15 protein-coding genes are annotated in these 13,891 nt (G+C 41.9%); 10 read left to right on the plus strand and 5 right to left on the minus strand.

Annotated elements, in window-relative coordinates:
* Window positions 1–22 precede the first annotated feature (22 nt).
* The 5 genes from KUV50_RS11800 to KUV50_RS11820 all read right to left on the minus strand — a co-directional run bounded on the left by KUV50_RS11800 (window position 23) and on the right by KUV50_RS11820 (window position 4,796).
* A complete protein-coding gene (locus tag KUV50_RS11800; protein WP_222580359.1) occupies window positions 23–1,327 on the minus strand; it encodes a TRAP transporter large permease in 1,305 nt (434 codons plus the stop codon).
* Window positions 1,317–1,799: a TRAP transporter small permease gene (locus KUV50_RS11805; RefSeq protein ID WP_222580360.1), complete on the minus strand. Its 483-nt coding sequence runs from the start codon at window positions 1,797–1,799 to the stop codon at window positions 1,317–1,319. Before KUV50_RS11805 ends, KUV50_RS11800 begins: the two co-directional genes overlap by 11 nt.
* Window positions 1,796–2,779, minus strand: coding sequence for a TRAP transporter substrate-binding protein (locus KUV50_RS11810; protein ID WP_222580361.1), 984 nt, complete (start codon window positions 2,777–2,779; stop codon window positions 1,796–1,798). Before KUV50_RS11810 ends, KUV50_RS11805 begins: the two co-directional genes overlap by 4 nt.
* Window positions 2,776–3,921: a mannonate dehydratase gene (gene uxuA / locus KUV50_RS11815; RefSeq protein ID WP_222580455.1), complete on the minus strand. Its 1,146-nt coding sequence runs from the start codon at window positions 3,919–3,921 to the stop codon at window positions 2,776–2,778. The genes KUV50_RS11810 and uxuA overlap by 4 nt, the downstream gene beginning before the upstream one ends.
* A gap of 62 nt (window positions 3,922–3,983) precedes the next feature.
* Window positions 3,984–4,796 carry an SDR family oxidoreductase gene (locus KUV50_RS11820; protein ID WP_222580362.1) on the minus strand — a complete coding sequence of 271 codons (813 nt, stop codon included), beginning with the start codon at window positions 4,794–4,796 and terminating at the stop codon, window positions 3,984–3,986.
* A gap of 324 nt (window positions 4,797–5,120) precedes the next feature.
* Here KUV50_RS11820 and purS point away from each other — a divergent pair, with 324 nt between their 5' ends.
* The 10 genes from purS (at window position 5,121) to KUV50_RS11870 (ending at window position 13,855) form a co-directional block, all read left to right on the plus strand.
* Window positions 5,121–5,375, plus strand: coding sequence for a phosphoribosylformylglycinamidine synthase subunit PurS (gene purS / locus KUV50_RS11825; RefSeq protein ID WP_222580363.1), 255 nt, complete (start codon window positions 5,121–5,123; stop codon window positions 5,373–5,375).
* The gene (rsmI, locus tag KUV50_RS11830) at window positions 5,375–6,064 is read left to right on the plus strand and encodes a 16S rRNA (cytidine(1402)-2'-O)-methyltransferase (RefSeq protein WP_222580364.1); all 690 of its coding nucleotides are present in this window, start codon (window positions 5,375–5,377) and stop codon (window positions 6,062–6,064) included. Before purS ends, rsmI begins: the two co-directional genes overlap by 1 nt.
* Before the next feature lie 131 nt (window positions 6,065–6,195).
* Complete coding sequence (locus KUV50_RS11835) at window positions 6,196–6,438, plus strand: hypothetical protein (protein WP_222580365.1); 243 nt, start codon at window positions 6,196–6,198, stop codon at window positions 6,436–6,438.
* 296 nt (window positions 6,439–6,734) lie between these two features.
* Window positions 6,735–8,180: a Fe-S cluster assembly protein SufB gene (gene sufB / locus KUV50_RS11840; RefSeq protein ID WP_222580366.1), complete on the plus strand. Its 1,446-nt coding sequence runs from the start codon at window positions 6,735–6,737 to the stop codon at window positions 8,178–8,180.
* A 36-nt stretch (window positions 8,181–8,216) separates the two neighbouring features.
* On the plus strand, window positions 8,217–8,972 hold the full coding sequence (gene sufC, locus KUV50_RS11845) for a Fe-S cluster assembly ATPase SufC (RefSeq protein WP_222580367.1): 756 nt from the start codon (window positions 8,217–8,219) through the stop codon (window positions 8,970–8,972).
* Window positions 8,973–8,998: 26 nt separating this feature from the next.
* The gene (gene sufD / locus KUV50_RS11850) at window positions 8,999–10,324 is read left to right on the plus strand and encodes a Fe-S cluster assembly protein SufD (protein ID WP_222580368.1); all 1,326 of its coding nucleotides are present in this window, start codon (window positions 8,999–9,001) and stop codon (window positions 10,322–10,324) included.
* 117 nt (window positions 10,325–10,441) lie between these two features.
* Window positions 10,442–11,689 carry an aminotransferase class V-fold PLP-dependent enzyme gene (locus KUV50_RS11855; RefSeq protein WP_222580369.1) on the plus strand — a complete coding sequence of 416 codons (1,248 nt, stop codon included), beginning with the start codon at window positions 10,442–10,444 and terminating at the stop codon, window positions 11,687–11,689.
* A gap of 2 nt (window positions 11,690–11,691) precedes the next feature.
* A complete protein-coding gene (locus KUV50_RS11860; protein WP_222580370.1) occupies window positions 11,692–12,126 on the plus strand; it encodes a SufE family protein in 435 nt (144 codons plus the stop codon).
* A 15-nt stretch (window positions 12,127–12,141) separates the two neighbouring features.
* Complete coding sequence (locus KUV50_RS11865) at window positions 12,142–12,447, plus strand: metal-sulfur cluster assembly factor (RefSeq protein ID WP_222580371.1); 306 nt, start codon at window positions 12,142–12,144, stop codon at window positions 12,445–12,447.
* A gap of 232 nt (window positions 12,448–12,679) precedes the next feature.
* Complete coding sequence (locus KUV50_RS11870) at window positions 12,680–13,855, plus strand: glutamate-5-semialdehyde dehydrogenase (protein ID WP_222580372.1); 1,176 nt, start codon at window positions 12,680–12,682, stop codon at window positions 13,853–13,855.
* Window positions 13,856–13,891: the final 36 nt, after the last annotated feature.

Consider the following 13,891-nt stretch of genomic DNA (forward strand, 5'->3'; position numbering starts at 1 on the left):
ACTACCAGCCCTTACTCTCTAATCAGTATCCAAACAACTCGGGCAGCCACATGACCAATTCAGGTACATAGGTTATCAGCATCAACACTGCGACCATGGCTAAGAGCAAGGGTATAAGAGGTTTAATAACTTCAGTGACCTTGACCTTCGCAATTCCACTTCCCACAAACAGCAGCGATCCAACCGGTGGCGTACATAACCCGATGCAAAGATTCAGCACCATAATAATTCCAAAGTGCACCGGACTCATACCTAATTCCGTAACCAAAGGTAGAAAGATAGGCGTGAAAATCAATACTGCCGGCGTCAGGTCCATAAATGTTCCTACGATAAGCAACAATAGATTAATAATTAAAAATATAATAATTGGATTGCTCACATTACTGAGCAATATTTCTGATATAAACTGCGGGAAACTTTCGAAAGAAAACAACCAGGACATCGCCATAGATGTTCCTATCAGAAACGTCACCACTGCGTTGGTTTTGGCACTTTCCAGTAAAATTCTTTTAAAATCCCAGACTTTTATCTCCTGGTACACCAAAGCCAATACAGCAGCATAGACCACTGCGATGGCTGCTGCTTCTGTCGCAGTAAAAATGCCAAACACGATTCCACCTACGACTACTACCAGCATGAGTAAACTAAAAAATGCGCCCTTGAAATCCTTCCACAACTGACCAAAAGACACCCGCTCGGCTCTTGGCAAATCAAGTTTTTTGGCATAATAGTAAGCGACCGCCATCAAAGCAAGACCAACCAGTATGCCAGGAATATACCCGGCCAAAAATAAAGCAGCCACTGAAGCGGATCCGCCACTAGCAAGCGCAAAAACTATAAGTGCGTTACTGGGTGGTATAATTAACCCTGTAGAAGCTGAGGTGATGTTGACACCTACTGTAAATCCTCTCGGATAACCATCTTTTACCATCCGATCAGTCATAATACCCCCAATTGCGGAAGCCGCAGCTACTGATGAACCTGAAATTGCGCCAAACAGCATGGCAGATAAAATATTTACAAAAGCCAATCCACCAGGCAGTGAGCCGATTAAAGATTTGGCAAAATTAATCATCCGTCGGGCTATTCCGCCTCTGTTCATAATTTCCCCCGCAAGTATAAAAAACGGGATGGCTAACAGAGCAAAAGAATCCAACCCGGTAATCATTCTTTGACTGATCGTTGTTACAGCAGGTAAAAAGGGGATGCTTATCAACAAGGTGATGGCTGTCGATATCCCAATACTGAATGCTACAGGGACTTTTAGAAAAAGCAGCACAAAAAATGTGATAAAAAGTATCAGTATGCTGATCAGTTCAGGATTCATTGATGCTGTAGTTTATGTTCTTAATTTGTTTCATGTAATCGATAGTGTAAACCACCATCAATGCTCCGCTTATTGGCAGTATGCAATAAACCAAACCCAGAGGGACCTGCAATGCCGGGGACTTTTGCTCAAGATAAAATGTCATATACATCAAATAAGCACCCCCGATGATCAAAATCACAACGGCGAATATCAAAATCAGTGTTTCAACAAAATAATCCAACCTCCTTTTTTGAGATGGGGAAAACTTGTCAAAGAAATAGTCAATTTCAATATGACCTCTTTTCCCGGTAATATAGGCTGCTCCAAGAACCGCCAGCCACATCAGACAAAATCGAGCCAATTCTTCGGTCCAGGAAGCCGATATATTAAATAAATATCGACTCATGACCTGCCAGACGACGCTTAGGGTCATCACAAAGAATACGCCAACCAGGATATTCTCCGTGACTTTATTCAAAACTGATATCATGATTTATTAAGATTTTCAATACGATCAAGAAGATCACCTAACACTGGATTAGCTCTAAGCCGATCTTTCATGGGCTTTGTCGCTTCGCGAAATGAATCTGCGTCAGGTTCTATGATTTCCATTCCTTGTTCTCTGAGGAATTTCATATCGCTTTCTACCGCTTTACGCCATAATTTCTTTTCTTCTACAAGCGATGCCTTAGCCGCTTCCATAAGCCAGCTTTTTTCTTTGTCATCAAGTTTTTCCCAAACAGTCATACCTACGACCAGTACATCGGGCAACATGGTGTGTCGATCTAAAGTATAGTAATTACATACTTCATAATGATTCGAAGAAACGACCGATGGAGCGTTATTCTCTGCGCCATCGACCACCCCCTGTTGAAGCGCCGTATACAATTCACCAAACGACATGGGCGTCGCGGAACCACCGAGCAAATTAACCATCTCGATAGCCATTTGATCATTCATCACTCTCAGTTTCAATCCTTTCACATCTTCTGCTGTGCGTATAGGTACATCTTTGGTATAGAAACTCCGGCTACCTGCATCATAAAATACCAATCCATTTAATAAGTATTCCTGTCCGCTATCCAGGATTTCCCGGCCGATTTCACCCTCGAGAACATCCCAGGCGTGTTCTTCTCCTCTGAAAAGATAAGGAACTCCAAGTACACGGTATTTAGGAGAAAAATTTGCCATGGTACCTGCACTTACTTTGGTCATCCCCACACTCCCGATTTGAACTAATTCCAGAACCTCCCGTTCGGACCCCAGTTGACTATTTGGATATACTTTAATTTGTAACTTCCCATCTGAATTGGCAAAGGCTTGATCGGCAAAATACATGATAGCATTATGAACCGGGTGTGCTGTGGGCAACGAGTGTCCCAGGATAATCGTAGTTTGCTGCGCGTTCTTCTGACACGAAAAGGCAAGGGATATCCAAACAGCTACCAACAAGAATCCGATTCTTTTCATGATTTTTGATTTAATTGAAGGATCGCTTTTTCTATACCCATAATCGCACGCAAACCTTTCATACGACCTACCGCCGTATAACCCGGATTCGTATTTCGGTTTGCCAAATCGCACATCATCGCATGCCCATGATCCGGTCGCATATATACGAACCGGTTATCATTACTGAATACGTTTACTAAAGACACCATATCAGCATTTCCTTCCAAATGATCGGCTTCATAGAAATGATAATCATCAACCAATTCGACGCTTCGGAGATGCAGAAAATGTATTCGATCCCTATATTTGGTCATCATATGCGTCAGGTCGTTATCTCTTCGAGCCCCAAGTGAACCAGAACAAAAACACAAGCCATTGGCAATTGATGGAACTGCCGAAATAAAAGCATCGTAATCTGCCTCTGTGCTGACAATACGGGGAATTCCAAAGATTTGGAAAGGCGGATCATCCGGGTGAATAGCCAGTGACACACCGTTTTCTTCTGCGACGGGGACTACTTCTTCTAGAAAAGTTATCAGATTCCTACGCAACTGGTCAGCACTAACTGTATCATACATTGCCAATCGGTCTCTGAATGTAGCTAGATCATAACCTGCTTCAGAACCGGGGAGTCCGGCCAAAATATTCCGGGCAAGAATTTTTTTAGCTTTATCCGTCATTTCACCGAACAGTTTCCGAGCTTCTTCGATGATCTGTGGGGTATAATCGTTTGCCGCTCCTTCACGCTGTAAGATATATAAATCAAAAGCGGCTAAATCAACTATACTAAAATATAGCGCCAGCGAACCATCTTCCAATTCGTGATACAACCGGGTTCGTGTCCAGTCCAATACAGGCATAAAATTATATGTAATGACCTTGACTCCGGCTATGGCAAGATTACGTATTGATTTTTTATAGTTTTCAATGTGGGTTTTTGCTTCCGGAAGATTTAGTTTCATCGCCTCGGTAACCGGAAGGCTCTCCACGACATGCCAATCCAGACCAGCTTCATTAACTTCTGATTTTCTTTTTTCAATCTCTTCCATCGACCATACATCCCCATTGGGTATGTGGTGAAGCGCTGTAACAACTCCCGTTGCTCCTGATTGTCTTATATCGGCGAGACTTACTGCATCGTCAGGTCCATACCACCGCATCGTATGTGTAAAAATGTATTCCACTTTTATATTATATTTTGTTGTAATCAATAATCGCTAACCTATACGCCGCTAAAGGCACTAAATCCACCATCCACCGGAATCACTGTCCCCGTCATGAAGGACGATGCATCACTCATAAGGAATTGTAATATTCCATTCAATTCTTCTGCTCTACCAAATCGTCCAAACGGTGTATTCTGAATGATACTTTCTCCCCGAGAAGTTAGTGTTTCATCGGTATTGGTTAATAAATTTTTATTTTGCTCAGTCAGAAAAAAACCAGGGGCCACAGCATTGACACGGATCCGTTCACCGTATTTTGTAGCAAATTCCACAGCCAGCCACTTGGTAAAGATATCAACGGCCCCTTTCGCCATTGAATACCCCAGAACTCTTGTGATCACCCGGTCAGCCGACATGGACGAATAATTAATCACACTACTATGACTGTCTTTCGGAAAAAGATCAGCCAGCACATAGGTTGGCAATAAAGTTCCCATCAAATTAAGATCAAATACTTTACGAAGATCAGAAACACTGGCATCAAAAAATGAACTATCAGGCTGAATAACCGCTCCAGGCATATTGCCTCCTGCTGCATTCACCAACACATCGATGGACGTCCAACGTTCTACGATCCCCGCCCGAACCTTTTGTAAAAATTTCTCATCGGTTACATCGCCGGAAAAACCAAATACGTCCCCGGAAATATCTCTCCAGTCCTCTAATAATTTCTCTAGTTTATCAGGATTCCGATTGAGTATGCAAACCTTTGCGCCTTGTGCTAAAAAATATGAGACAGCAGTCTGTCCCAGAACTCCGGTACCTCCAGATATGACAATTTTCTTTCCCTGAATGTTAAATGTGGACAATTTCGATTAAGTTTTTAGATAAGTTATGAAATTTCAAAGGTATTCCTTTCTAAGAATTTGAGCTAAAACTACATCAAAAAAGATTACATAACCAAATTTTAGGGAATTAAACTTAAAATTCCGCCAGCTCTATCTTATTGCTTTACACGGATGGAGAGATAGACGCCTCCTCATGTGCTATATTGTACAGTTGCTGATTACCAATTCAATTGAGCAAAAGTCAAAACCCATAACCGCGCAGCAATACTCCCAATGAATTCCACTGAATAATTCCTGTTATTAGGGGATATTGAATATATTTGCGATTCATTATACAATTACACCATGAAATACAAAGCTGAAATAAAGATCATGCCTCACGCTGAACTGCTCGACCCCCAGGGTAAAACAGTTGGAAAGAATTTACCCAATATTGGTATTCATGAGGTAGATCAAGTTCGGATTGGGAAATATATTGAAATGATCGTTGACGCAGATTCCAAGGAAGAAGCGGAAAAGATTGTTGATACATCTTGCAAAAAATTATTGGCCAACCTTATCATGGAAAAATATGAATTCAATATAGAACCTCTCTCCTAATGCTATACCTGGTACCTACACCGATTGGAAATCTGGAAGACATTACCGTCCGGGCTATCGAAGTACTAAAGTCTGTTGATTATATACTGGCAGAAGATACCCGAAAGACACAAATCCTTTTGCGACATTATGAGATTGATGCAAGAACGACCTCCTACCATCAACATAATGAAAAGAAAAAACTCAATGCCGTTCTCACTCATTTAAAAGAAGGCAAAAAAGTCGCTTTGGTTTCAGACGCGGGGATGCCGGGCATTTCTGATCCTGGATTTTTACTGGTTCGAGCATGTACAGAAGAAGATATTATTGTGTCCAGCCTCCCTGGTCCCAATGCTCTCACAGCAGCACTTGTCGCTTCCGGACTCCCTTCAGATCAATTTTATTTTGCCGGTTTTCTTCCACACAAAAAAGGCCGGAAAAAGAAATGGGAAAATCTCGCTACCCGCAAAGAGACAATCATAGCTTATGAATCCCCGTACAGAATCGAAAAATTCCTGATGGAATGTGGAACCTATCTGGGGAATGACCGCTTGGTATGTATCGCGAGGGAATTAACTAAAATCCACGAAGAATACATCCGTGGAACCGTCAGCGAAGTCAAAGGCATCCTGGACGAACGCGACTCCATCAAAGGAGAAATGGTTGTAGTCATTGCCGGAAAGGACTATGAGCCGCCGGTGGAAGATTAATTTATTTTATCCACTGGAAATATCTTTATTCCGTACAAGTTGATCAATTGAATTCATATTAAGCAACAAATCCAATAGCGGTAAATGTAAATGAACGGGTCACCAATCTTGAAAATGCATTTGAACGCTTTATGGTTAACACAGAAAGCAGTTTTGAGCGTGTCAACAATCAGGCTGAACAAACTAATAAAAAACTAGCTACTCTTTCAACAGAACTGAAAGAATTCAAAGATGAAATGAAGGTCTTCAAAGATGAAACGCTCCTTTTCAAGGACGAGATGGGCGCCTTTAAGGATAATATGGAAACGGACAGATCACACTCCCCAATGTTCTCCCCCCATCAACAATATAGACCGAAAAATGATGCCTTCTGATTCAATCCTAATCTTCCATAAAAAATCAGACTCATCTGCTTTGATAATTCCTGTCCAATTCTTCTACCAATTCCTCGTATTTATATTAATTCTGAATAAACATAACCCAAATACTTTTGTTAATCGGGTCAAAGGGCTTAACTTTGGCGACTGGAATTCACATGGAAACAAGGTTAGAAGGCCTGCCTTATAAATCTAATTTACCACATTGGCTATCAACATGATAATCTGTTTTATAAGAATGTTTTCGAATCTACAGACATGTTGGGCTTTTAACCGCTTAAAAAATAAGGACAATGAGAACCGAAAATGAAATAATTGATGACTTTACCACCCGGGAATACGAACATGGATTCGTGACGGACATTGACATGGATATTTTACCTCCAGGGCTCAATGAGGAAGTTGTAGCCTTTATATCGGCAAAAAAAGAAGAACCGGAGTGGCTCTTGGAATGGAGAATGAAAGGGTATCAGGCTTTTCTGAAATCGAAAATGCCTGAATGGCAGAACTTTAAAGCACCTGATGTTGATTTTCAAGGCATCTCTTATTATGCAGCGCCGAAGGATCAACCAAAATATGACAGCCTCGATGAGGTAGATCCTGAATTGCTCAGAACATATGAACGATTGGGCATTCCACTTGAAGAACAAAAATTGTTGGCAGGTGTAGCTGTTGATGCAGTGTTCGACAGTGTATCCATAGCCACCACTTATAAAGAAGAATTAGGAAAACTTGGGATTATATTCTGCTCGATGAGTGAAGCAGTCAAAAACCATCCGGAGCTTGTACGCAAATATTTGGGTACCGTAGTTCCATATTCAGATAATATTTACGCTTCATTGAACTCAGCAGTATTCTCTGATGGTTCCTTTGTCTATATTCCGGAAGGGGTTCGTTGTCCGATGGAACTATCGACGTATTTCAGAATTAACGCTCAAAATACAGGACAATTTGAACGTACGCTGATCATCGCAGAAAAAGACAGCTATGTCAGCTATCTCGAAGGATGTACAGCACCCCAGCGTGATGAAAACCAACTTCATGCCGCCGTCGTCGAGCTGGTCGCCATGGAAGGTGCAGAAATCAAATATTCGACCGTTCAGAACTGGTTTCCTGGTGATGAAGAAGGGAAGGGAGGAATTTACAACTTTGTAACCAAGCGAGGAATTTGTAAAGGAGATCGTTCCAAGATATCATGGACCCAGGTGGAAACCGGTTCTTCCATCACATGGAAGTATCCGAGCGTGATTCTAAAGGGAGACGATTCGGTTGGTGAGTTTTATTCGGTGGCTGTAACCAAAGGCAAACAGATCGCTGACACAGGTACCAAAATAAACCACATCGGCAAAAACACAAAAAGCCGAATAATATCCAAAGGAATTTCTGCTGGGTACAGTAATAACAGTTACCGGGGTCTGGTCCAGATCGGAAAAGGCGCCCACAAAGCACGGAATTTCACCCAATGCGATTCCCTGCTAATCGGAAATCGATGTGGTGCCCATACCTTTCCGTACATCGAATCCAGGAACAAAACAGCCATGCTGGAACACGAAGCTACAACCTCAAAAATTGGTGAAGACCAAATTTTTTATCTAAACCAGCGGGGCATTGATCCTGAGAAAGCAGTTGCTCTTATAGTCAATGGCTATGCGAAAGAAGTACTCAGTAAATTGCCAATGGAATTTGCGGTCGAAGCCAAAAAGCTTCTCGCCCTTACCCTGGAAGGCAGTGTCGGATAAATATTTATTAAGCAATCTAAAATTAACACGAATAATATGTTGGAAATAAAAAACCTCCACGCGGTAATTGATGGCAATGAGGTTCTCAAAGGCCTGAATCTTAAAGTAAATGCAGGCGAAATTCACGCCATAATGGGTCCCAACGGATCGGGGAAAAGTTCTCTTGCTTCGGTATTAGCAGGAAGAGAAGAATTTGAAGTCACTGATGGCGATGTCACCTACAAGGGACAGGATCTTCTCGATATGGATCCGGAAATCCGGGCTCGAGATGGTGTATTTATGGCCTTCCAGTATCCGGTAGAAATTCCAGGAGTATCCAATATTTCATTTCTCAAAACCGCAGTGAACGAGGTTCGTGAGCATCAAAAACTAGAGCCACTTTCAGCACGTGATTTTTTAAAACGAACACGTGAAATGCAGGAGCTGGTTCAATTTGATTCTGCCCTGGCGAACAGATCTTTAAATGAAGGATTCTCCGGTGGAGAAAAGAAACGAAATGAAATATTTCAAATGGCCATGCTTGATCCTACTTTAGCGATTTTGGATGAAACTGATTCCGGCCTTGATATAGATGCTTTACGCATAGTTGCAGATGGCGTGAATAAACTTCATTCCAAAGATAAAGCGTTTATCATTATTACCCATTACCAACGTTTGTTGGATTATATCGTACCTGATTTTGTCCATGTCTTAAACGATGGTCAAATTGTACGTTCCGGTGACAAAAATCTGGCACTGGAATTGGAAGAAAAAGGATATGACTGGCTCAAAAAAGAACCAGTTACTTCCTAACTATCAAATAATAATAAATATAGCCTATGTTAGCTCAAATAGATGTGGAATTCAGAGAGCAAATTCTGAATGATTATCAAGGAGTATCCGAATGTCAGGTTTGCGACAAGCCCGATTATCTGGTACCTATCCGTGAAGTTGCTTTTAGCTTTTTTCAGGAAAGTGGATTTCCTACATTGAAGAATGAAGACTGGAAATATACACCCGTCAAACGATACCTCAACGAACCTTTTGAAGTAGATCAGGAGGATACAAACACCATAGCACCGGCAGATGCGCCATATTTTGGCAAACAATTACCTGGGTATAAGATTGTAATGATCAATGGTCGGTTTGATCCGGAACAATCCGAATTACCGGATTCTTCGCAATGTACCATCGCACCCATTATTGACGTTCTTCGGGAGCCAACCGTAAAAGAGCGACTTTCAAAATCCAGAAATTACGGAGCCAATCCTTTTCTGGCTATGAATACCGCTTTATTTACAAAGGGAATTTACATCCATATTCCCAAAAATGTAAAAATCGATCATCCGATTCATTTGGTTCATTATGCCGGCGGAGAGCAAAAACAATTCAACATCACGAAGAATATTTTCGTGGTCGAAGAAGGCGGGGAAGCAGAAATTATTGAAAGTTATTACCACTCTGGTCATGCCCCTGTTAGCTTTCGAAATAGTGCCACCGAAATTTTAGTGGAACCAAATGCTACGCTTCACCACATTAAGTTGCAAAAAGCGCACAGCAATCTGCGCATGGTCGAACATACCGAAGTCGAGCAAAAACAAGACAGTCTGTATAACAACTATACATTTACACTGCCTGGGATGAATTTTGTGCGAAATAATCTCAATCTGGATATCAACGGCAGTAACATTGAATCTCATATGTATGGTTTGTATCTGACCAATGAGAACCAACTGGTTGACAACCACACTTTGGTGAATCACAGAGAGCCAGATTGTGAAAGCAATCAATTGTATAAAGGAATATTGACGGACCGTTCCAGAGCTGTCTTCAACGGTAAGGTTTATGTTCACTCCATTGCTCAAAAAACAAATGCGTTTCAGCAGAACAACAACATCCTATTTAGTGATGATGCGGCGATTTATTCCAAGCCTCAGCTTGAAATATTTGCCGATGACGTCAAATGTAGTCATGGTTCAACCATAGGCCAATTGGATGATGAGGCTTTGTTCTATCTAAGAGCCCGGGGGTTGTCCAAGGCAGATGCCCAAAGTATGTTGGTTAATGCGTTTGCTTTTGATGTCACTGAAAAATTGGTTGATGAAGAAATCAAAGCAATGCTCAATGAAGAAATTGACAAGGTAATGACCGGCGTGATTTCCTAAGGAACGATTGCGACTGCTGTTGCTCTTTACCGGGTAGTAGTGAATACGTTATTTTGCGGTCGTTCTTCAACAATTCGCGTGGCATGTTGTCATTATGACAACAGGAAATCAAAACCAATGATAAAAAAGTCTACTATAGATTCGACCATAAACGATATTACGCAATATCGAAGGGATTTCCCAGCACTGCATCAGGAAGTGTATGGGCGACCGCTGGTGTATCTTGATAATGCCGCCACGACCCAAAAGCCGCAAGCGGTTATCGATGTACTTTCAAATTATTATTCGGCCGACAATAGCAATGTGCACCGGGGTGTGCACTATCTTAGCCAGAAAGCCACGGATCAATTTGAAGAGGCGCGTCGAACATTGCGTCAATTTCTCAATGCAGAGCACGAGCACGAAATCATCTTTACCAGAGGAACGACAGAAAGCATCAACCTGGTGGCTTCCAGTTTTGGTCGGGCTTTTGTAAAGGAAGGGGATGCTGTAATTATTTCCGGGCTGGAACACCATTCCAACATTGTGCCGTGGCAATTAATCTGTGAGCAACAAAAAGCAGAATTGCGCGTGATTCCAATCGGTCAGGATGGCGATCTAATCATGGAAGAGTATGAAAAACTGTTCGATGATAAAGTAAAAATTATTTCGCTGGCCTATGTGTCCAATGCGCTTGGCACGGTCAATCCGGTAGAAAAAATTATTGAACTGGCCCACCGGCATGATATTCCGGTGATGCTTGACAGTGCACAAGCCATCCAACACATGACGATCGATGTCCAGAAGCTGGACGTGGATTTTCTGGCATTTTCGAGCCACAAAGTTTTTGGACCAACCGGAATGGGGATTCTTTACGGAAAAGAGAAATGGCTGGACAAGATGCCCCCTTATCAGGGAGGAGGAGAAATGATCAAAACGGTATCTTTTGAAAAGACCACTTTCAACAGCCTGCCCTTTAAGTTTGAAGCAGGAACTCCACATATAGCCGGGGTCATCGGGTTGGATGCTGCCATTAAATACGTCCAAAAAGTAGGATTGAAGTCTATTCGTCAATACGAGGAAAAGCTGATCAGCCATGCGGTCGATGAGTTAGCAGCCATCGATGGCTTATCGTTTGTAGCAACTCCAAAACATCGTTCGGGTGCCATCTCGTTTTTATTGGATGGGATTCATCCTTTTGATACAGGTGAAATCCTGGACAAATTGGGAATAGCTGTGCGCACCGGGCATCACTGTACCGAACCCATTATGGATTTTTATGGAATTCCGGGAACGGTCCGAGCATCGTTCGCCTTCTACAATAATAAAACGGACGTGAATAAACTCAAAGAAGGAATTTTGAAAGCCCAGAAAATGTTGGGATAATTATGGACAAACAGACGATCGACGAAAAGCAGAATGAGATTATTGAGGAGTTCTCCTATTTTGATGACTGGATGGACAAATATGAATTGCTTATTCAACTCGGCAAGGAAGTGCCGCTCATCGATGATCAATATAAAAAAGACGAACATTTGATAAAAGGGTGTCAGTCTCAAGTCTGGATGCACGCAGAAGAAAAAAATGGCAAGGTTTTTTACACAGCAGACAGTGATGCGATCATTACAAAAGGACTGGTTAGTCTTGTGATAAAAGTACTTTCGGGTCATAAAGCCGAAGATATTGCATCATCCAAACTCTACTTTATCCAGAAAATAGGACTACAAAACCACCTCTCCCCTACTCGTTCGAATGGTTTGCTTGCCATGATCAAACAAATGAAGTTGTATGCCGTCGCACTACAACAGCAAAAGATAAAATAACAAAATACGAATGATATGGCCACTTTGAAAGATAAAATAATAGAAGTACTATACACTGTAGAAGACCCGGAGATTCCGGTAAATATCTATGAACTAGGGCTGGTATATGATATTACGATTAAAGATGACAATGTTGTGTTCGTTGTCATGACTTTGACCGCTCCGGCTTGTCCGGTTGCAGGTCAGATCGTCATGGAAGTACAGCAAAAGATCAGCGAGCTGGAAGAGGTGACTGATGTTCATGTTGACCTGACCTTCGAACCACCCTGGACCATGGATATGATGAGTGAAGAAGCCAAGTTGGAATTGGATTTTCTTTAATTTCAATGCGCCATCAGCACCCTCATCTTTAAGTCTGGATCTGCCATCCAATGAAATTTCAACGGGCTTTCCATTGAAATTCTATTTTACACCATAATTTAAATAATAAAAAGCAGCCGGTTGTATAGAACAATCTTTGACAGGTGGCATTAGATAATTGGATGGAACACCATAAGTTATATTATAAATTTTTAATCAGTATAAAGTTATATTATAAATTTTTAATCAGTATATGAAGTTACTTACCACAGAGAAGAAGAATCAGGTTCTACAGTCTATGATCAACCTATTGGATCAGAAAAGAGACCAAGTTATAGCAGGAAACAAGAAAGACCTGGATGCCTTCCAGAGAGATGATCAGGCACTATATGACCGGTTGATCGTTGACGATAAGAAAGTGGATGATATGATCCGGTCCGTGCGGGAAGTCAAGGACCAGGATGATCCGGTAGGTGTCACAAAATCAGAACGTAAGCTGGATACGGGATTACAAATCATTAACCGGACCGCTCCATTTGGTACGATTATGATCATCTATGAATCACGGCCAGACGTCACCATAGAAGCTGCCGTATTGGCTTTTAAAGCCAACAATAAAATACTACTTAAAGGAGGTAAAGAAGCAATCCACAGTAACCAGGTATTGGTCGACTTGTGGCATCAGGCACTGGAAGAAAACGGATTGGATAAAGATTGGATCACATTATTCACCATGGATCGACAGGCGACTCAGGAGTTTTTGAAAAACCCGGATCAAAAATTAGATCTGATCGTGCCCAGAGGCGGTGAGCGATTAATCGCCTTTGTCAAAGAACACGCAGAATGCCCTGTGTTGGTCAGTGGTCGTGGAAACAACTTCTTATATGTTGATGCGGATGCCGATTGGGATAAAACCATGAAGGTTATCCTCAATGCGAAAACCGATAAAATATCTGCATGCAACGCGCTGGACAAAGTTCTAATCAATAAAAATGCAACTGATCTGGAATCCAGGTATAAAAGCTTGCTCGCCACCTTGAAAGAAAATGGTGTGGAAGTGATTACACCAGATTCAGATTCATCGGAAAACGGGGACATTTGGTACGAAGAGTTTTTGGCAATGAAGATACTGGTTGATTTCGTGGACGACATGGATGAAGCAATTGATAAAATTAACGAATATTCCGGCGGACATTCTACCGCCATATTGACTGAAAATAGCGAGGCTGCGCACCGGTTTATGGAACAAGTAGACAGTGCTGCCGTCTACCACAACGCATCCACGCGCTTTACCGATGGGGGAGCTATGGGTGTGGGTGCCGAACTGGCTATTAGTACGGACAAGCTTCATCATAGAGGGCCACTTGGCTTGGAACAACTCGTCACTAACAAATATTACGTCTTTGGTGACGGACACACCCGCGACTAAATAAGTCCGGAGATTACGGTATGTATCCGGTTTGCG

The sequence above is a fragment of the Membranihabitans marinus genome, assembly GCF_019802045.1.
In the GTDB taxonomy this organism is placed as follows: domain Bacteria; phylum Bacteroidota; class Bacteroidia; order Chitinophagales; family Saprospiraceae; genus Membranihabitans; species Membranihabitans marinus_A.

Bases quoted from the DNA above. Each gene is read 5' to 3' on its own strand.
- sufB (WP_222580366.1), top strand. From the start codon at position 6,735: ATGAGAACCGAAAATGAAATAATTGATGACTTTACCACCCGGGAATAC.
- KUV50_RS11860 (WP_222580370.1), top strand. From the start codon at position 11,692: ATGGACAAACAGACGATCGACGAAAAGCAGAATGAGATTATTGAGGAG.
- purS (WP_222580363.1), top strand. From the start codon at position 5,121: ATGAAATACAAAGCTGAAATAAAGATCATGCCTCACGCTGAACTGCTC.
- uxuA (WP_222580455.1), bottom strand. From the start codon at position 3,921: ATGCGGTGGTATGGACCTGACGATGCAGTAAGTCTCGCCGATATAAGA.
- sufC (WP_222580367.1), top strand. From the start codon at position 8,217: ATGTTGGAAATAAAAAACCTCCACGCGGTAATTGATGGCAATGAGGTT.
- KUV50_RS11870 (WP_222580372.1), top strand. From the start codon at position 12,680: ATGAAGTTACTTACCACAGAGAAGAAGAATCAGGTTCTACAGTCTATG.
- KUV50_RS11805 (WP_222580360.1), bottom strand. From the start codon at position 1,799: ATGATATCAGTTTTGAATAAAGTCACGGAGAATATCCTGGTTGGCGTA.
- KUV50_RS11855 (WP_222580369.1), top strand. From the start codon at position 10,442: ATGATAAAAAAGTCTACTATAGATTCGACCATAAACGATATTACGCAA.
- rsmI (WP_222580364.1), top strand. From the start codon at position 5,375: ATGCTATACCTGGTACCTACACCGATTGGAAATCTGGAAGACATTACC.
- KUV50_RS11810 (WP_222580361.1), bottom strand. From the start codon at position 2,779: ATGAAAAGAATCGGATTCTTGTTGGTAGCTGTTTGGATATCCCTTGCC.
- KUV50_RS11800 (WP_222580359.1), bottom strand. From the start codon at position 1,327: ATGAATCCTGAACTGATCAGCATACTGATACTTTTTATCACATTTTTT.
- KUV50_RS11835 (WP_222580365.1), top strand. From the start codon at position 6,196: ATGGTTAACACAGAAAGCAGTTTTGAGCGTGTCAACAATCAGGCTGAA.
- sufD (WP_222580368.1), top strand. From the start codon at position 8,999: ATGTTAGCTCAAATAGATGTGGAATTCAGAGAGCAAATTCTGAATGAT.
- KUV50_RS11865 (WP_222580371.1), top strand. From the start codon at position 12,142: ATGGCCACTTTGAAAGATAAAATAATAGAAGTACTATACACTGTAGAA.